This is a genomic window from Thalassovita taeanensis, assembly GCF_900110775.1.
GTDB classification, from domain to species: Bacteria; Pseudomonadota; Alphaproteobacteria; order Rhodobacterales; family Rhodobacteraceae; genus Litorimicrobium; species Litorimicrobium taeanense.
Genome location: NZ_FOEP01000001.1, coordinates 344488 through 361587, shown reverse-complemented (window position 1 = coordinate 361587; position 17100 = coordinate 344488). Strand labels below are relative to the sequence as shown.

The following is a 17100-nucleotide window of genomic DNA, read 5'->3' as shown; positions in this document are numbered from 1 at the left end:
GCGCGTTTCTCCCTTTTCTCGCGACATTCTGATTTCTTTATATGTAAAGAGTTGAATATCACCTGTCACCCTAAAATGCGTCTCAAGGTCGCATCGTGTCCTCGCGACTCGTGCGCGCGCCGTGCCTTGCACGCGCGGAAAGGTCGTTTTTTCGTCTCAAAGGCCGTATTTATTCCAAAGCCCAGCCAGCCAAGCGCCTAATAAGAAAGTCTCGCAAGCTGTCAGGAGAATCAGGGATGAGCGAACAGGCAACCCAAAGACGGACCCGCGGTGGTGGCGGGGCCGCACGCCGCGCCGAACGCAGCGCCGTTTCGTTTGAAACCGCGAAATTCATCGAGCGCAACATCCCGAATTTCGAAATCCTCACCGAAGAGGCGCTCGAAATCATCGAGACAAACGCCGAAACCGTGCTGGAGGAAGTGGGCGTCAATTTCGTCAACAACCCCGGTGCCTTGGCTCTGTGGCGCGAGGCGGGCGCCGATGTGCAAGGCGAGCGCGTGCGCATCCCGCGCGGTCTTGCACGGCAGCTGTGCCAAACCGCGCCGTCGCAATTCACCCAATATGCCCGCAACCCGGCGCGCAACGTCGAAATTGGCGGCAAAAATCTGGTGCTGGCTCCGGTTTACGGCCCGCCCTTCGTGCATGACGTCAAAGGCGGGCGCCGCTATGCCACGATGGATGATTTCAACAACTTCGTTAAACTTGGCTATATGTCGAAATGGCTGCACCATTCCGGCGGGACGGTCTGCGAACCCACTGATGTGCCGGTGAACAAACGCCACCTTGATATGCTGCTGGCGCACATGACCCTCAGCGACAAACCCTTCATGGGCTCTGTCACCGAACCCAGCCGGGCACAGGATTCGGTCGACATGTGCGAGATCCTGTTCGGCAAGGAGTTCGTGCAGAACAACACCGTGATGACCTCTCTGATCAATATCAACTCGCCGATGACCTTCGACGATGTGATGATGGGCAGTCTCGAGGTCTATGCCCGTAACAATCAGGCCGCGATCATTTCGCCCTTCATCGTCGGTGGCGCCATGGCGCCGGTGTCCGTCGCAGGCACCCTGACGCAGGTCATGGCCGAGGTTCTGGCAGGCATCGCCTACAGCCAGCTGGTGCGCAAAGGTGCGCCGGTGATCTTCGGCGCCTTCGTGACCTCGATCGACATGAACTCCGGCGCACCCACGTTCGGCACACCCGAAGCCGCCCATATCACTTATGGCGCAGGCCAGTTGGCCCGCCGCATGGGGCTGCCGTATCGCTCTGCCGGGTCGTTCTGCGGCTCGAAACTGCCGGATGCACAAGCGGCATATGAGACGTCAAACAGCCTGAATATGGGGCTGTTGTCGGGCGTCAACTTCATGCTGCATGCCTGTGGCTGGCTTGAAGGCGGGCTGGTGTCCTCGTACGAGAAATTCGTGATGGATGCCGATCAGCTGGGCGCGCTGCATCATCTGGCACGCGGCATCGCAGTTGACGAGAATGCCCAAGCGATGGACGCCATCCGTGAAGTCGGCCCCGGCGGCCACTACCTTGGTTGCGCCCATACGCAGGCCAATTTCAAATCGGCCTTCTGGCGCTCGGAACTGCTTGACTACAAACCGTTCGAGACCTGGGCAGAAGAGGGCAGTCGCGATACCATGGCTCTGGCCAGCGCGCGCGTGGACAAATTGCTTGGCGATTATGTCCAGCCCGCCATGGACCCGGCCATTGCCGAAGCCCTGAATGCCTATGTGACCCAGAAAAAGGCCTCGATGCCCGACGCCTTCCTCTGATCCGACCGCTGTTTCAGATCTGCCGCGCCTTATACTGGCGCGGCAGCTAACGCTGAGGCGCGCAAAACCCGCGCCTCGCCCATCATTGCAATCAGAATTTCGACATGGCGAATGGGGGAATATCCGGCCTCGTCGCCACGGCGCTGTTCGTTCAGCGCATCCTCCAGCTCCATCAGCCGGATCAGGGCCGGGCCGCTGCGGGGCAGGGCGCCTTGCCCCAGAACGCGACGCAGATGAATGTCCCGGCGATAGTCATCGACGCCAATTCTGGCTGCCCGGATCAGCAGGCGCGGGCGGCGCAATGTGTTCAGCATTCCCATCAGGTCGTTCATGTCTGTGTTCCTTTCGGCGCAAGTAAGGCCTTCACTATGCACATGCTAAGGTGGTGTTGCGTGGCGAAGTGCTCATCCGTACGGCGATTTACCCGTCTGTTCATCTTTTGGAAACAATCATTGAAAAACAGGAAACTGTTAACCAACGGGTAATAATTGCACGTCTAGGTTGTGGATCGTTCTGGGGATAAATTGTGGATAACCAGAGCAACGACCGTGACCATAAGGGAGTCGACATGTCGCAAACACTCATGTCCGATCTTTTCGCCCCGTCGATGCCCGGCTGGGTGCCTGAGACCGCTTTGCGTTACCTGGCCCATACTGAAACCGGACTGCCGATCCGGGCTCTTGCACGGGCAGCGGGCTGCCATGCCTCTACCGTTCTGCGCCAGATCCGAAAACTGGAAAACCGCCGCGATGATCAACTGGTTGATGAAGCCCTGCGCTGTCTCGGCCATGCCTGCATCCGTTCCAGCCACACCAAATTCCCCACGGACCCGACCAAGGAGCCAGCCAAGATGACCGCCTTTCCCTCCCGGATATCTCCAACCCCTGACGAGGATGTGCTGAACCAACAGGCCCGACGCATCCTGCGCAGGCTCAGCGAACCCGGCGCGGTGCTGGCCGTTGCGTCTGAAATGGACAAGGCGGTTGTCGTGCGTGACAGCGACAGCGGCACCACAACCCGTACCGCCGTTGTGGATCGCGCCGTTGCACAGGCCATGGCGTTGAACGAATGGATCACCTGCGATGCACCTGGCCGCATCTCTCGCTATCGGATCACCTCCGAGGGGCGCGCCACCCTGGCCCGGCTTCTGGCCGAGGCGGAAAACCAAGCCCGGCAGGGCTTTGCCGAGGCGCAGGCGCCCTTCGCAGGTCAGCATCGCGTCTGGGACACGCGCCAGACGACCGAGCAGGGCGAGGCCCCCCGGCGCCAACGCTACAATGCCGCAGAATCACCTTTGACGCTGCTGGCCCGACGGCGTGACAAAGACGGCACGCCCTTCCTGTCGGATGATCTTGTGGCCGCGGGCGAGCGTCTGCGTGAGGATTTCGAGCTGTCGCAGATGGGGCCAAATGTCGCGCAGAATTGGGACCGCTTCCTGACAGGGGGGGATCGTGGCGGGTTTCAACCCGGCAGCGATGTTGGTCGCGGCTCATCCGGCGCGCGCGACCGCGTGGCGGGCGCACTGCGTGATCTGGGGCCGGGTCTGGGCGATGTGGTGCTGCGCTGCTGCTGCTATCTCGAGGGGCTGGAATCGGCAGAAAAACGCATGGGCTGGTCCGCACGTTCGGGCAAGATCGTCCTGCGGATCGCGCTGCAACGGTTGAAGCGTCACTATCAGGAACTGGGGCAGGCCGGCGCGATGATCGGCTGATCGCTCAGCCGCCCACCAACCAGCCCACGACAAAGGCCACAGCCGCGCAGATCGAGCCAACACCCAGCGTTTCGGCCACCGCCCGGCGACGGTTTTCGCCGGTGGCAATGCCGCGCAGCAATCCCAGTGCCGCCAGCGCTGCCAAGGTGGCGCTGAGCGACAGAACAAGGCTCAGCTCATCGGCCTCACGCAGCAGATAGGGCAAAAGGGGCACCACACCAAACGCGACGAACGCGGCAAAGGTAACAAGCCCGTTCAGCGCCGAATCTTCGGATTCGGGTGCGGTGCCGCCCTTGGAGTGCGACAGCATCATATCCGCCATCACCGGCGGGCTCGAGCTGATCGCCTCTGCCGCTTGGCGCGCAGACGCTTCGGCCAGCCCTCTGTCGCGCAGAATCTCGGTGAAACGGTCAATCTCGGCATCAGGTGCCCCTTCGATCCGGCTCAGCCGGGTTGCCCGCCGGGCACGGTACATCTGATGCTGTGACCGCGCCGACAGGAATTCACCCAGCCCCATGCTGACTGCATCGGCAAAAAGATTGGCCAGACCGAACACCAGAACCGCCAACCCGCCGATCTGCGCCACGCCGTCCGACTGCGCCCCGGCAAAGCCGGCCACGATCGCAAAGGTGGTGACGATCCCGTCATTCCCACCATAAACGATCTGTTTGAGGAAATCCTGAATGCCGTCGAGGGCGCTGGAGCGATCTGGCTTGTCCATTGATATGGCCCTTTGCTGGGGTCAGAGCCTGCAAGGTATCTGTGCCTGCCACTGCGCGCAATCTGCAACGTCCCGTCTTGCCGCCAAGATGCCCACCGAAGGCCGGGTTCCCTTGCGCGACACATGAATAAGGGCGCCCGGTTCCCCGAACGCCCCCTTCAAGCTTTCGTCAAAGCTTACTCAGCCGCAATCCCCGAGGCTTTTGCCTCAAGATACTTCAGTAGGTTCTCGGGCGAGCTTTCACCATATGGATCTTCGCCGTGGTTGTCACAGCGACCCGGCTCTTCGAACCACGCCTCGACAACACCGTTGTTGATCACAGCGGCATAGCGCCAGCTGCGCATCCCGAATCCAAGGTTGTCCTTGGCCACCAGCATTCCCACCTTGCGGGTGAACTCGCCCGACCCATCGGGGATTACTTTGACCGTTTTGATACCCTGCATCTCGGCCCACTTGTTCATGACAAAGCTGTCGTTAACTGACATGCAGTAAATCCCGTCAATGCCCAGAGCGGCGAACGTCTCGGCGTTCTTCTCGAACCCCGGCAACTGATAGGTCGAGCACGTCGGCGTAAACGCCCCCGGCAACGAGAACAGAATCACGCGCTTTCCGGCGAAATAATCGGCGGTGGTCATGTCCTGCCAGCGGAACGGATTTGTGCCGCCTACGGCTTCGTCGCGGACACGAGTGCGAAAGGTCACATCGGGCAGTTTCAGGCCTGCTTGCATAACAGAGATCCTTTTTTTTACAGAATTTTCGCAGCACACCTAGACCGGATTGGCCACATTGGCCAGCATGTTTTCTGCACTTGCACAAATATGAAATGCGATGCGAATCAACGAATTAGTCCGAAAACTGTTTGAAAAATATGAAAAATTTGCACACGCAGCATGATTGTCCTTCGCCACACGCATGCCCCCCATGCAAAGCTGGTGCTTTTTCTGGTGCCGTTTTATGATAGATGCTGAAAAAACAGCAGGAACAGTACTGTGCGTGATCTTAAAATCCCCCAGCAACGGCACCCTGAAAAGGCGCATCGCCCTGACAATGCCCAGCCGAAGAAACCGGATTGGATCAGGGTCAAAGCGCCCACCGGCGACGGCTACCGCGAAACCCATAAGATTATGCGCGAGCACAAGCTGGTCACGGTCTGCGAAGAGGCCGGATGCCCCAACGTCGGCGAATGCTGGTCCCAGGGCCACGCCACCATGATGATCATGGGCGAGGTCTGCACCCGCGCCTGTTCCTTTTGCAACATCGCCACCGGCAAACCGCCTGAGGCGCTGGATGTGTTCGAACCGGGCCGCGTCGCCGATGCGGTGAAAAAGCTGGGTCTGAAACATGTGGTGATCACCAGCGTCGACCGCGACGACGTCGAGGACGGCGGCGCCGAACATTTCGCCCAGACCATCCGCGCCGTGCGCCGCCAGTCGCCCGATACCACCATCGAGATTCTGACACCCGATTTCCTGCGCTGCGCCCCTGAGGTGCTAGAGGTGGTCGTCGCCGCCAAACCTGACGTGTTCAACCACAACCTTGAAACCGTTCCTGGCCTCTACCCCGAGGTGCGCGTCGGCGCGCGGTATTTCCACAGCCTGCGGCTGTTGCAGCGCGTCAAGGAAATTGACCCGACCATGTTTACCAAATCCGGCATCATGGTCGGTCTGGGCGAGGATAAACAGGCGGTGCAGCAGGTGATGGATGATATGCGAGCCGCTGACATCGATTTCCTGACCATCGGGCAATACCTGCAACCGACGTCCAAACACCACGCGGTGGATCGGTTCGTGCATCCCGAAGAATTTGCCGCCTATGAAAAAGCCGCCTATGGCAAGGGATTCCTGATGGTTTCGGCCACGCCGCTGACGCGCTCGTCCTATCATGCCGGTGATGATTTTGCCCGTTTGCGCGCCGCGCGTCTGGAAAAGATCGGCCGCGCCTGATTTGAGAATGCGCCGCCCGGTCAAGGGCGGCGAAACGGCCCCAAGGCAGGCAGCCTACATGTTACCGCGCAACCCGCGAGCCACGCTCCGGTGTTAGTGTCAGAAACTCCGGCCAGCCGATCCAGCGTTCCACCGCATACAGTGCCAAACAGGCGGCAATCACCGCCAGCAGCAGCTTCACCCGCCGTGCACTTGGCGGATGCCGTGCCCATTTGGACATCCGCAGGAAATGCCGCGGGTTCATGCCTCGTCCGTGAACCGCACCTTACCGATAAAGGGCAGGTTGCGATTGCGTTGGGCGAAATCGATGCCATAGCCGACAACAAATTCATCGGGGATCTCAAATCCGGTCCAATCCGCGCGCATGTTGGTCTCGCGCCGCGACGGCTTGTCCAGCAAGGCGATGGTTTTCAACCGCTTCGGGTGGCGTGAATTCAGCAGATGCAGCACATGGGTCAGCGTATGGCCAGTATCGACGATATCCTCGACAACCAGCACATCGCGCCCTTCAATTTCGCCTCTTAAATCTTTGAGAATACGCACTTCCCTGCTGCTTTCGGTCGAATTTCCGTAAGATGACGCCTCCAGAAAATCCACCTCAACCGGCAGGTCCAGCTCGCGCACAAGATCGGCGATGAAGACAAAACTGCCGCGCAACAGCCCGACAACCACCAGCTTGTCGGTGTCGGAAAATTCGTCGTGTATTTCCTGTGACAGCGCCTCGATCCGCGCTGCGATCCGCTTGGCCGAGATCATTTCGTCGATGACATATGGACGCTCTGGCATAACACCCCCTTGAATTTCCGGCCTCAGTCTACGAAATGGAAGCCCACTGTCCACGCGAAAAAGGGGCGACATGCCTACCCACTCCGAGATACGCCGCCTGCCATACACAGCGCAACAAATGTATGACCTTGTCGCCGATGTTGCGGCCTATCCGCAATTCCTGCCGTGGTGTTCGGCGGCGCGTGTGCGCTCGGTCACGCCACGCGACGATGGCGCACAGGTGATGGAGGCAGATCTGGTGATCAGCTTCAAGGTGTTCCGCGAACGCTTTGGCAGCCATGTCGTGCTCTGGCCCGAGACGAAGAAGATCGACACCGAATATCTGGATGGGCCGTTCAAATACATGAAATCCACTTGGGGCTTCGCCGACACCGATACCGGTTGCGAGGTCGATTTTTTCGTGGATTTCGAATTCAAGAACGCCGTGCTGCAAGGCATCATCGGCCTGGTTTTCAACGAAGCGATGCAGCGGATCGTGCGCGCGTTCGAACGCCGCGCCGCCGACCTTTACGGGACAAGCGCGGCCTAAAGGCACCCCGAACAAAAACGCTGTTTTCCCGCAAATGGCCAATGGATTTGCGATGGCGCTGCGGGGTATGCCGCCCCGATTGTGGGCGGGCTTGTTCTTAGCTGACCTTAGTAAGAAGGCCGCCCGAACTGGACGGCCTTTGTTGTTTTGCGCGATTCCCGCTTACGACCGGTGATCGTAGGCGCGTTCGCCATGCACCGACAGGTCAAGCCCGTTGGTCTCGGTCTCGGCATCCACCCGCAGCGGCGTGATCATCCCCACCACTTTGGCCAGCACCGCCGACACCACCAGCGTGAACACGCCAACAATCACCAGACTGCCCAACTGTGCCGTCCATGTGCCCACGCCAAAGGCCGCAATCATGATCGTGCCGAAAATCCCGCCAACGCCGTGCACGGCAAACACATCCAGCGTGTCATCAATCTTGGCCTTGTTGCGCACCAGATTGACCGCCTCCTGACACAGAACCCCGGCAATCGCGCCAATGATCAGCGCCTCAACCGGGCCGACAAAACCACTTGCGGGCGTGATCGAAGCCAACCCCGCAATTGTGCCCGTGACGATCCCCACCAACGAGGCGCGCCCGAACTTGATCTTCTCCCACAAGGCCCAGCTCAGTGACGCCGTTGCCGCCGAAATATGCGTCACCGTCAGCGCCATCGCAGCTCCGCCATCAGCGGCCAGCTGCGACCCACCGTTGAAGCCGAACCAGCCGACCCACAGCATCGCGGCCCCGATCATCACATATCCGGGGTTGTGCGGCGGGGTGGTGTGGTTCTGCCGCGCGCCCAGCATCACGGCCAGCACCAGCGCCGCGATCCCCGCGGTCTCATGCACCACGATGCCACCGGCGAAATCCTTCACCCCGGTTTCGCCAAAAATCCCACCGTCCGACAGCATCCCGCCGCCCCAGATCCAATGGGTCACGGGCGCATAGACCAGCAGCATCCACAGCCCCGAGAACAACAACACAAAGCCAAAGCCGATCCGCTCGACATAGGCCCCGACGATCAGCGCCGGGGTGATGATCGCAAAGGTCATCTGAAAGGCAAAGAACAGCACCTCGGGCAGGGTGCCCGACAGGCTGTCCGCATCGACGCCGGACAGGAACACCTTGTCCAACCCGCCCCAAAGCGCATTGCCGTCCCCAAATGCGATCGAATAGCCCGCGATGAACCACAAAACGCTCATCAGGCAGGCAATCGCATAGCAGTGCATGAACACGCTCAGCACGTTGCGCGCCCGCACAAGCCCGCCGTAAAACAGCGCCAGCCCCGGCAATGTCATGAACAGCACAAGCGCTGTTGCGGTGATGATCCAGGCGGTATCCGCTCCGTTCATTGGTTGTTCCTTTCCGTCCCTTTAACTCTGATTGGGGCGGATCAAACGGAACAGGAGTGCAAATTAAAGAGGCGTAGAGCAAATAAAGCGTCTATAACTTCGGCGTTAATTAAATTGCTACAAAGTTACGCAATATTAGGTGTGTGTGGCGCAAATATAGGCATCATTTTGTCGACGCAAAAAGCAGCAAGTCGAGCGCCTTTTCAACAGCCCCGGCGCGCACCTTTGCCCGCCCCAGCGCCCCGAACTCCACCGTTTCGCTGCGCACAGGTGCATTTCTGACCGCCAGTCCAAAGCAAACCCGCCCCTCGGGCTTGAACTCAGATCCGCCCGGTCCGGCAATGCCTGTGATTGCCACTGCCACATCCGCCTCGGACCCGGCAAGCGCCCCATGGGCCATCTCGCGTGCCACTTCTTCAGACACAGCGCCAACCGCGTTCAGCGTCTCTTCCTCCACGCCCAGCATCTGCACCTTGGCCGTGTTGGTATAGGTCACGAACCCGCGCTCGAACACATCCGACGACCCGGCCACATCGGTCAGCGCCGCCGACACCATGCCGCCGGTGCAGCTTTCCGCCGTGGCGATACGCCAGCCCAACGCACGATAGCTGCTCAGAATCTCCTCGGCCTTGCTCATAACCCCAGAACCCCGTGCGAAATGCCCGCGCCGATCACCACAACCACTGCGGCAAACAGCCCCGCGATCACGTCATCCAGCATCACACCCAAGGCATCGCCGCGCCGATCCGCCCAACCGATCGGGCCGGGTTTCCAGATATCGAACAACCGGAACGCAGCAAAGGCCGTGACCCAGCCGGGCCAAAGCGCCAGCACATCCGCCCCTGCATGCGCCGCCCCGATCAGCGCCGGCGCCAGCGCGATCCACTGGCCCGCGACCTCGTCGATCACAATCTCGGATGGGTCGTGATCGGCCTTGCCTGCGGTCTCGATTCCGGTCGCCCACCACCCCAGCGCAAAGACCACGACCGTCGCGATCAGGAACAGCGGCACCCCGCCCAGCATATACAGACCCCAGCCCACCGGCAGTGCCGCCAGCGACCCCCACGTGCCCGGCGCCGGGCGCAGGTGACCGATATAGAAGAATGTCGCAATCAGATGTGTCATGATTTCACCAATGTTGCCGTGGCCAGTGCCGCGATGCCTTCTTCGCGGCCGGTAAAGCCCAGCCGCTCGCTTGTCGTCGCCTTGACCGAAACACGGTCGGGCGACAGCCCCATGATCCGTGCCATTTCGGCCTGCATTGCCGCCGCATGTGGCCCGACCTTGGGGTGTTCGCACACAAGTGTGCAGTCCACATTGCTGATCTTAAACCCTTTTTCCGCCACCAGCGCCACAGCATGACGCAAGAAGATCTCACTCGCGGCGCCTTTCCACTGCGGATCAGAGGGCGGGAAATGGCGGCCGATGTCGCCCTCGGCCAGCGCGCCATACAGCGCATCCGTGACCGCGTGCATCCCTACGTCGGCGTCCGAATGTCCCTGCAACCCGCGCCCATGCGGCACTGCTACCCCGCACAGCATCACGTGATCACCCGGCCCGAACCGGTGCACATCATAGCCATTGCCCAACCTGACATCCATCTGTCGGCTCTCCATCCTATTGTTCAATATCGCCTCGGCCCGCGCAAAATCCGAGGGCTGAGTGATCTTCAGATTGTCCTCATCTCCCGCCACGATCGCAACCTCGATCCCGGCGGCACGGGCCACCTCGACATCGTCCGCCGCGCCGCCCGGATGCGCCCGGTGCGCCGCCAAAAGCGCACCAAACTGAAACCCCTGCGGGGTCTGCGCCCGCCACAGCCCGCTGCGGTCCTGCATCCCGGTCACCGTGCCTGCCGCCCCGCGCCAGAGCGCATCATTCACTGGCAGGGCCGGCGCTGCCCCCGCAACATGCTGCAACGCCTCGATCACATCGCTGATCACCCGCGCCGACACGCAGGGCCGCGCCACATCATGCACCAGCACCCGGTCGATCCCCTGATCTGCCAGCGACTCCAGCCCGTTGCGCACCGATTGATCGCGCGTGGCACCGCCGATGGCCGTGCTCAGTTTCGGGTGGCGCATCCCGGACACCATCCCGGCATCGTCTGGATGAATCACCAATATCACCCGGTCGATTCCCGAATGCTCCAGAAACGCCGCCAGGGTCCAGTCCGCCACCCGCTGCCCGTGCAACGCCCGCCATTGCTTGGGCGCGCCATCGCCCGCACGGGTACCGCGCCCGGCGGCCACGATAAGGGCGGCTGTAATCGTGGTTTTTACTGCGGATTTGGCCATCGCATCTTCCGATCTGCTGTCGTTTTATGTGCATAGGCTTTGTAACAGTTAAGAGCAATCCGGCAGGCCGCCCGCAGATGTGCGCCTATTTTTTAGGCAACTGCCCGCATTGGGTTCAAATTGGGGTCCGATTCATTGAAGCACCCGAAGCGATGAGTTAGCCATAGGCAAACGCACAAGGATTAGGCATGTGCCCCTGACATTCGCGGACGACGCGCTCCTCCCACCGGTTTTTCTGGCCCCGCTCGCGGGAATCACCGATCTGCCATTTCGCGATCTGGTCGCGAAATTTGGGGCAGGGATGGTTGTTAGCGAAATGGTGGCAAGTCAGGAAATGGTGCAGGCCAAGCCCGGCGTGCGCGAACGCGCCGAGCTGGGGTTTGGCAAGGCAAACACCGCCGTGCAACTGGCCGGACGCGAGGCGCATTGGATGGCCGAAGCTGCCCGTATGGTCGAGGCGAACGGCGCGCGGCTCATCGACATCAACATGGGCTGCCCCGCCAAGAAAGTCGTAAATGGCTATTCCGGGTCGGCGCTGCTGAAAGACCTCGATCACGCGCTTGGGTTGATCGAGGCCGTGGTCGAAGCCGTCGCCATTCCCGTCACGCTCAAAACCCGCCTTGGCTGGGATGATGCGCTGCTGAACGCGCCGACACTGGCGCGCCGCGCGGAAAATGCCGGTATCCGCATGATCACCATCCACGGTCGCACCCGGTGCCAATTCTACAAAGGCCACGCCGATTGGTCTGCGATCGCGCGGGTGAAACAGGCCGTCTCGATCCCGGTGATCGCCAATGGTGACATCACCAACAGCGCCGATGCCCGCCGCGCACTGGCGCTGTCGGGCGCCGATGGCGTGATGATCGGGCGTGGTGCGCAGGGCCGCCCCTGGGCGCTGGCACAGATCGCCCATGATCTTCATGGCGCGGCACAGCCCGATGTTCCGCAGGGCGATGCGCTGGCCGATATGGTGATCGCCCATTACGAGGCGATGCTGTCCTTCTACGGTCCCGATCTGGGCCTGCGCGTCGCGCGCAAACATCTGGGCTGGTATATGGATCAGGCAGGCGCCGATCCGGTCAGCCGCCGCGCCATTCTGACCGCTCGTGCCCCGGCTCAGGTTATCGCGCTGCTTCCTGCAGCACTGTCGCAACCGCAAAGGGCCGCCGCATGACCGACTATTGCACCATCTGGTCCTCCTTGCCTGTGCCCGGCCTGATCGTCGATCCGCAGGACCTGATCCTTGACATCAATCCCGCGGCCGAGGGCTTCCTTAACGCCTCGGCCAAGTCGATCATTGGCCAACCGGTCTGGGATCGCGTGACCATTGATGCCCAGCTGGAAGAGGCGTTCTCGCGCGCCCGATCCAGCGACACGCCGCTGTTTGTCAACGATGTTGATGTCGGCACGGGCGAACGCGCGCCGCTGCATTGCAACCTGCAAATCGCGCCGTTGCAGGACATGCCCGGCCATATGATCTTTCTGATCTCGCCGCGTGAACTGGCCGGTCGGATGACCCAGAACCACTCGGTCAAGTCCGCCGCCAAATCCGCCATCGGTATGGCCGAAATGCTGGCGCATGAAATCAAGAACCCGCTGGCGGGCATTACCGGTGCGGCGCAGTTGCTGTCGATGAACCTGTCCAACGACGATCTGGAACTGACCGATCTGATCGTCGAGGAAAGCCGCCGCATCGTCAAACTTCTCGAACAGGTCGAACAGTTCGGCAATCTCAGCGCGCCCGACCGCAAACCGGTCAACGTACACGACGTACTGGACCGGGCGCGGCGTTCGGCTCTGCTGGGGTTCGGCGCCCACATGAAAATCATCGAGGATTACGACCCCTCGCTGCCCATGGCCTATGGCGACCCCGACCAATTGCTTCAGGTGGTGCTGAATCTGGTCAAGAACGCCTCCGAGGCCGCCAGCAAAGATGGCGGCACCATCCGGCTGCACTCCTATTATGAACACAGCTTCCGGCTGCGCCGTGCCGATGGCACCGGACAGTCGCTGCCCCTGCAAGTCGAAGTCATCGATGATGGCCCCGGCCTGCCCGAAGAGATTGCCGGCGATATCTTCGACCCCTTCGTGTCGGGGCGTGAAAACGGCACCGGGCTGGGCCTGGCGCTGGTAAGCAAAATCATCTCTGACCACGGCGGCTGGATTTCGGTCACATCCGTCCCCGGCCGCACGGTCTTTCGCATTTCCCTGCCCATGGCGCCTGACCTCAAGCGGCGCAAAAAGAAGGAGAGCCTCTGATGGACGGCACTGTACTGGTCGCAGACGACGACCGCACCATCCGAACTGTTCTGACACAGGCTCTGACCAGAGCCGGTTGCAAGGTGCACGCCACTTCCTCTCTGACCACGCTGATGCGCTGGGTCGCCGAGGGCAAGGGCGACGTCGTGATCTCGGACGTGATGATGCCCGATGGGAACGGTTTGGAAATGCTGCCGAAAATCGCCCAAGATCGGCCCGGCCTGCCGGTCATCGTGATCTCGGCGCAAAATACCATCATGACGGCGATTCAGGCGGCCGAGGCCGAAGCCTATGATTATCTGCCCAAACCGTTCGATCTGCCGGACCTGATGAAACGCACAGCTCGCGCGCTGGAACAGCGCCGTCGCGCGGCCCCTTCCGCGCCAGTGGTAGAGGAGCATGACCGCCCCGACGAGCTGCCCCTGGTCGGGCGCACCCCCGCGATGCAGGCGCTCTACCGGCTGGTCGCACGGGTGATGAACACCGATTTGCCGGTTCTGATCGCAGGCGAATCCGGCACCGGAAAGTCGCTGATCGCCCGCGCGATCCATGATTTCTCTGACCGGCGCACGTTGCCCTTCATTTCGGTCACGGCTGCCGATCTGCAAGACATCGAAGGCCCGGCACGAGTACTGGCGCGGGTCAAGGGCGGCACGATTTTGTTCGACGAAATCAGTGACATAGACCCCGAACTTCAAGCGCGTATCGTGCGGATGATGGACAGCCCCGGCGATCACGTTCCGCGCTTCATGGCCACCAGCCAAAACGACCTGTCCGACGCGATCGACAAGGGCCGGATGCGGCAAGATCTCTACTACCGGCTCGGCGGGGCGACGCTTCTGGTGCCGTCCTTGCGCGAACGGGTCGAGGATATTCCGCTGCTTGCCGAGCATTTCCTGATCCGCGCCGAACGTGATGGCGCGCCCAAGCGCTACCTGTCGCGCGACTCGCTGGAACTGATGCGCGCCTACAGCTGGCCCGGCAACGTCCGGCAGCTTGAAAACGCGATTCGCCGTCTCGTCCTGACCTCGCGCGCGGATGAAATCAGCCGCAGCGAAGTGGAAATGGTGCTGGGCAACCAGCCCGAGATGGAGCCGGTTCTGGGAGGGGGCGATTCGGAGAAACTCTCGGCCTCGGTCGCTCGCCATCTGCGGCGCTATTTTGATCTGCACGGCAATATGCTGCCGCCTCCCGGCCTGCACGGGCGGATTCTACGCGAGGTGGAACAGCCCCTGATCGAAATCGCGCTTGAAGCAACAGGCGGAAATCAGGCGAAATGCGCCGACTTGCTTGGGATCAACCGCAATACTTTGCGCAAGAAGATCACCGATCTGGATATTCGCGTGACACGGCGCCGGAAGTTGATGTAAAACAGCAACAGAACCGTGGCAAATGGGCGGCACAAGCCCGTAAGACCACATGATCTGGCGGTAAGCCGCGACAGCGGCACATCAGGAAGAAGGTGGCGGGTGGCAACCCGGACACAGCAAAATAGTTCCTGGATCAGGCTCAGTCGTCTGCGGCGTCAAAAACGCGTGCAGACTCTGGCCACATTCGGGCTTGTCTTCCTGGGGCCGGTTCTGGTGATCAGCACCTTTCTTGTGCTCGGTCCGCTGGATCAGGGCTCGTCTGCGCCCAGCCTGCGGCTGATCCTGCTGACGGATTTCGTGTATGTTCTGCTGGTCGCGGCGCTGGTGATGCAGCGTGTGGTGGCCATGATTTCGGCACGCCGCGCCAAATCCGCCGGATCGCGCCTGCACATGCGCCTGACTGGGGCTTTTGCCATTCTGGCGTTGCTGCCCACGGTGTCGGTCGCGATCTTTGCCGGGCTGACCGTTAATATCGGCCTCGAGGGGTGGTTCTCGGATCGTGTCCGGCAGGTTGTGGGCAGTTCGCTCGATGCCGCCGTAGCATATGAAAACGAACACCGCCGTGATTTGACCAATGATGCCAAGGCTCTGGCGGGCATTATTGATGCAACCCGCAAGGTCACCGTTTTCATGAGCGACGCTGATGTCCGGCAGGTTCTGACCTCTGGCCAGTCGCAAATTCAGCGCGGCCTGCGCGAGGCTTATGTCATCGACGGCACCGGCACCATTCGCGCGCGTGGCGACCGCAGCTATCTGTTCGATTTTGAAAAACCCACCGCCGCCCAGATCGCCCAAACTGACACTGATGGCATCGTGATCATTCAGGACTGGACCAACAATGAATTCCGCGCGCTGGTGCGGCTGACCGAATTTGTCGATCGATTTCTCTATGTCAGCCGCGAGGTTGATGGCGAATTGCTCAGCCTGCTCGATGACACCCAGAAAACCGCGCAATTCTATCAGCAGCTCGAAAGCGAACGCGGTCGGGTGCTGTTTGAGTTCGGGCTGATTTATCTTGGCTTTGCGGTGATCCTGATTCTGGCCGCGATCTGGCTGGGCCTGTGGTTCGCCGAACGCCTGTCGCGCCCGGTCGGGCGCCTGACCGGTGCCGCGCAGCGCGTCGGGGCAGGGGATCTTGATGTGCAGGTGGTCGAGGAAGACGGCGATGACGAAATCGCCATGCTCAGCCGCTATTTCAACCAGATGACCAAACAACTCAAGGCGCAGCGCGAGGCGTTGCTCGACAATACCAGCCAGATCGAGCGACGCAGACGGCTGTTCGATTCCGTGCTCAGCTCGGTTACCTCCGGTGTTGTTGGCGTCGATACCGAGGGCAAGGTCGCCTTCGTCAACCGCTCGGCCGAGCGGTTGCTGGACTGGCAGGACGAACAGCAATCTCTGGCGCTGGCCGTGGCCGTGCCGGAGTTCGGCCCGCTGTTCGACAAGCTCGCCTCGGGCCAAAACGAAGTGGCGCAGGAAGAGATCAAAGTCAGCCGCAACGGGCGGATGGAAAACCTGCTGGTGCGCATGTCCACCCGCCGCGCCGAAGATGGCCACCGCGAGGGTTATGTGGTGGCTTTCGACGATGTGACCGATCTGGTCGCCGCACAGCGCATGGCCGCATGGGGCGATGTTGCCCGCCGTATCGCGCATGAGATCAAGAACCCGCTGACCCCAATTCAGCTTTCCGCGGAACGGATCAAACGCAAGTTTTCGCGCCATCTGGCCCCAGAACTGGTGCCGGATCTGGAGCAGCTGACCGAGGTGATTGTCCGTCAAACCAATGACTTGCGGCGCATTGTTGATGAGTTTTCGAAATTCGCCAGAATGCCGGAACCGGTCCGGCGCTCCGAAAGCCTGACCCAATTGCTACGCGAGGCGGTGCTGCTGCAACAGGCAGGCCAGCCCGACGTCACGATCACCACCGAGTTCGACGACAGCCCGTTGTCGGCCGATCTGGACAGCACCATGATCAATCAGGCGCTGACCAACCTGATTAAAAACGCAGGCGAAGCCATAGAAAGCTACAAGAAAAAGGGCGCCGAAGATGGATTTTCGGGCGCCATCCGCATCACGTCGGCCATCGAAGGCCAGCATGCGGTGGTGCGGATCAGTGACAACGGCATTGGCCTTCCCGAAGATCGCGCACGCCTGTTCGAACCCTATGTGACCACGCGGGCCGAAGGCACCGGGCTGGGCTTGCCAATCGTCAAGAAAATCATCGAAGAACACGGCGGCACTCTGGTGCTGGAAGACGCGCCGATGTTCGCCGGAAACACCCATGTTGGCGCGATGGCCTTGCTTCGACTCCCGTTGAGCTTCGCGCCACAAGACGCTGATAATAAAAATATTTGAGGGCAAT

The 17100-nt window shown here is 61.0% G+C and carries 17 protein-coding genes; 8 read left to right on the top strand and 9 right to left on the bottom strand.

Annotation, left to right across the window (positions count from 1 at the left end):
• The first annotated feature begins 236 nt into the window (after nucleotides 1–236).
• Nucleotides 237–1781 (top strand): trimethylamine methyltransferase family protein, encoded by a 1545-nt coding sequence (locus tag BSF79_RS01665; protein WP_090267485.1) that lies wholly within the window; start codon nucleotides 237–239, stop codon nucleotides 1779–1781.
• A 29-nt stretch (nucleotides 1782–1810) separates the two neighbouring features.
• Here the strand turns inward: BSF79_RS01665 and BSF79_RS01660 are convergent, their stop codons facing one another.
• Entirely contained in the window at nucleotides 1811–2113 is a 303-nt protein-coding gene (locus BSF79_RS01660) for a DUF6477 family protein (RefSeq protein WP_090267481.1), read from the bottom strand.
• A gap of 236 nt (nucleotides 2114–2349) precedes the next feature.
• Here BSF79_RS01660 and BSF79_RS01655 point away from each other — a divergent pair, with 236 nt between their 5' ends.
• Nucleotides 2350–3492 (top strand): DUF6456 domain-containing protein, encoded by a 1143-nt coding sequence (locus BSF79_RS01655; protein ID WP_245776284.1) that lies wholly within the window; start codon nucleotides 2350–2352, stop codon nucleotides 3490–3492.
• Between the two features lie 4 nt (nucleotides 3493–3496).
• Here the strand turns inward: BSF79_RS01655 and BSF79_RS01650 are convergent, their stop codons facing one another.
• Together BSF79_RS01650 and BSF79_RS01645 are read right to left on the bottom strand one after the other, a co-directional pair.
• Nucleotides 3497–4213, bottom strand: a complete 717-nt coding sequence (locus BSF79_RS01650; RefSeq protein ID WP_090267475.1) for a VIT1/CCC1 transporter family protein — start codon at nucleotides 4211–4213, stop codon at nucleotides 3497–3499.
• A 176-nt stretch (nucleotides 4214–4389) separates the two neighbouring features.
• Nucleotides 4390–4941 carry a peroxiredoxin gene (locus BSF79_RS01645; RefSeq protein ID WP_090267470.1) on the bottom strand — a complete coding sequence of 184 codons (552 nt, stop codon included), beginning with the start codon at nucleotides 4939–4941 and terminating at the stop codon, nucleotides 4390–4392.
• A gap of 261 nt (nucleotides 4942–5202) precedes the next feature.
• Between BSF79_RS01645 and lipA the strand changes: the two genes are divergently transcribed.
• On the top strand, nucleotides 5203–6156 hold the full coding sequence (gene lipA, locus BSF79_RS01640; protein ID WP_090267467.1) for a lipoyl synthase: 954 nt from the start codon (nucleotides 5203–5205) through the stop codon (nucleotides 6154–6156).
• A 61-nt stretch (nucleotides 6157–6217) separates the two neighbouring features.
• Here the strand turns inward: lipA and BSF79_RS01635 are convergent, their stop codons facing one another.
• Complete coding sequence (locus BSF79_RS01635) at nucleotides 6218–6376, bottom strand: hypothetical protein (protein ID WP_342741829.1); 159 nt, start codon at nucleotides 6374–6376, stop codon at nucleotides 6218–6220.
• Nucleotides 6377–6396: 20 nt separating this feature from the next.
• A complete protein-coding gene (gene hpt / locus BSF79_RS01630; protein ID WP_090267461.1) occupies nucleotides 6397–6942 on the bottom strand; it encodes a hypoxanthine phosphoribosyltransferase in 546 nt (181 codons plus the stop codon).
• 70 nt (nucleotides 6943–7012) lie between these two features.
• On the opposite strand from hpt, the gene BSF79_RS01625 reads away from it, so the two are divergent.
• Nucleotides 7013–7471 (top strand): type II toxin-antitoxin system RatA family toxin, encoded by a 459-nt coding sequence (locus BSF79_RS01625; RefSeq protein WP_090267457.1) that lies wholly within the window; start codon nucleotides 7013–7015, stop codon nucleotides 7469–7471.
• Nucleotides 7472–7633: 162 nt separating this feature from the next.
• Here the strand turns inward: BSF79_RS01625 and BSF79_RS01620 are convergent, their stop codons facing one another.
• The 4 genes from BSF79_RS01620 to BSF79_RS01605 all read right to left on the bottom strand — a co-directional run bounded on the left by BSF79_RS01620 (nucleotide 7634) and on the right by BSF79_RS01605 (nucleotide 11109).
• A complete protein-coding gene (locus tag BSF79_RS01620; RefSeq protein ID WP_090267453.1) occupies nucleotides 7634–8812 on the bottom strand; it encodes an ammonium transporter in 1179 nt (392 codons plus the stop codon).
• A gap of 163 nt (nucleotides 8813–8975) precedes the next feature.
• Nucleotides 8976–9449 carry a CinA family protein gene (locus BSF79_RS01615; protein WP_090267449.1) on the bottom strand — a complete coding sequence of 158 codons (474 nt, stop codon included), beginning with the start codon at nucleotides 9447–9449 and terminating at the stop codon, nucleotides 8976–8978.
• On the bottom strand, nucleotides 9446–9937 hold the full coding sequence (locus BSF79_RS01610; RefSeq protein ID WP_090267445.1) for a phosphatidylglycerophosphatase A family protein: 492 nt from the start codon (nucleotides 9935–9937) through the stop codon (nucleotides 9446–9448). The genes BSF79_RS01615 and BSF79_RS01610 overlap by 4 nt, the downstream gene beginning before the upstream one ends.
• Nucleotides 9934–11109: a bifunctional 2-C-methyl-D-erythritol 4-phosphate cytidylyltransferase/2-C-methyl-D-erythritol 2,4-cyclodiphosphate synthase gene (locus BSF79_RS01605; RefSeq protein WP_090267441.1), complete on the bottom strand. Its 1176-nt coding sequence runs from the start codon at nucleotides 11107–11109 to the stop codon at nucleotides 9934–9936. The genes BSF79_RS01610 and BSF79_RS01605 overlap by 4 nt, the downstream gene beginning before the upstream one ends.
• A 190-nt stretch (nucleotides 11110–11299) precedes the next feature.
• Between BSF79_RS01605 and dusB the strand changes: the two genes are divergently transcribed.
• From dusB to BSF79_RS01585, 4 genes are all read left to right on the top strand, one after another.
• On the top strand, nucleotides 11300–12283 hold the full coding sequence (gene dusB / locus BSF79_RS01600) for a tRNA dihydrouridine synthase DusB (protein ID WP_245776283.1): 984 nt from the start codon (nucleotides 11300–11302) through the stop codon (nucleotides 12281–12283).
• Nucleotides 12280–13368: a two-component system sensor histidine kinase NtrB gene (locus tag BSF79_RS01595; protein WP_090267437.1), complete on the top strand. Its 1089-nt coding sequence runs from the start codon at nucleotides 12280–12282 to the stop codon at nucleotides 13366–13368. Before dusB ends, BSF79_RS01595 begins: the two co-directional genes overlap by 4 nt.
• Nucleotides 13368–14738, top strand: a complete 1371-nt coding sequence (locus BSF79_RS01590; RefSeq protein ID WP_090267434.1) for a response regulator — start codon at nucleotides 13368–13370, stop codon at nucleotides 14736–14738. The genes BSF79_RS01595 and BSF79_RS01590 overlap by 1 nt, the downstream gene beginning before the upstream one ends.
• 99 nt (nucleotides 14739–14837) lie before the next feature.
• Complete coding sequence (locus BSF79_RS01585; protein ID WP_090267431.1) at nucleotides 14838–17093, top strand: sensor histidine kinase NtrY-like; 2256 nt, start codon at nucleotides 14838–14840, stop codon at nucleotides 17091–17093.
• The last annotated feature ends 7 nt before the right edge of the window (nucleotides 17094–17100 follow it).

Bases quoted from the DNA above. Each gene is read 5' to 3' on its own strand.
- BSF79_RS01625 (WP_090267457.1), top strand. From the start codon at position 7,013: ATGCCTACCCACTCCGAGATACGCCGCCTGCCATACACAGCGCAACAA.
- BSF79_RS01655 (WP_245776284.1), top strand. From the start codon at position 2,350: ATGTCGCAAACACTCATGTCCGATCTTTTCGCCCCGTCGATGCCCGGC.
- BSF79_RS01665 (WP_090267485.1), top strand. From the start codon at position 237: ATGAGCGAACAGGCAACCCAAAGACGGACCCGCGGTGGTGGCGGGGCC.
- hpt (WP_090267461.1), bottom strand. From the start codon at position 6,942: ATGCCAGAGCGTCCATATGTCATCGACGAAATGATCTCGGCCAAGCGG.
- BSF79_RS01645 (WP_090267470.1), bottom strand. From the start codon at position 4,941: ATGCAAGCAGGCCTGAAACTGCCCGATGTGACCTTTCGCACTCGTGTC.
- BSF79_RS01610 (WP_090267445.1), bottom strand. From the start codon at position 9,937: ATGACACATCTGATTGCGACATTCTTCTATATCGGTCACCTGCGCCCG.
- BSF79_RS01590 (WP_090267434.1), top strand. From the start codon at position 13,368: ATGGACGGCACTGTACTGGTCGCAGACGACGACCGCACCATCCGAACT.
- BSF79_RS01615 (WP_090267449.1), bottom strand. From the start codon at position 9,449: ATGAGCAAGGCCGAGGAGATTCTGAGCAGCTATCGTGCGTTGGGCTGG.
- BSF79_RS01620 (WP_090267453.1), bottom strand. From the start codon at position 8,812: ATGAACGGAGCGGATACCGCCTGGATCATCACCGCAACAGCGCTTGTG.
- BSF79_RS01595 (WP_090267437.1), top strand. From the start codon at position 12,280: ATGACCGACTATTGCACCATCTGGTCCTCCTTGCCTGTGCCCGGCCTG.
- BSF79_RS01650 (WP_090267475.1), bottom strand. From the start codon at position 4,213: ATGGACAAGCCAGATCGCTCCAGCGCCCTCGACGGCATTCAGGATTTC.
- BSF79_RS01660 (WP_090267481.1), bottom strand. From the start codon at position 2,113: ATGAACGACCTGATGGGAATGCTGAACACATTGCGCCGCCCGCGCCTG.
- BSF79_RS01635 (WP_342741829.1), bottom strand. From the start codon at position 6,376: ATGTCCAAATGGGCACGGCATCCGCCAAGTGCACGGCGGGTGAAGCTG.
- BSF79_RS01605 (WP_090267441.1), bottom strand. From the start codon at position 11,109: ATGGCCAAATCCGCAGTAAAAACCACGATTACAGCCGCCCTTATCGTG.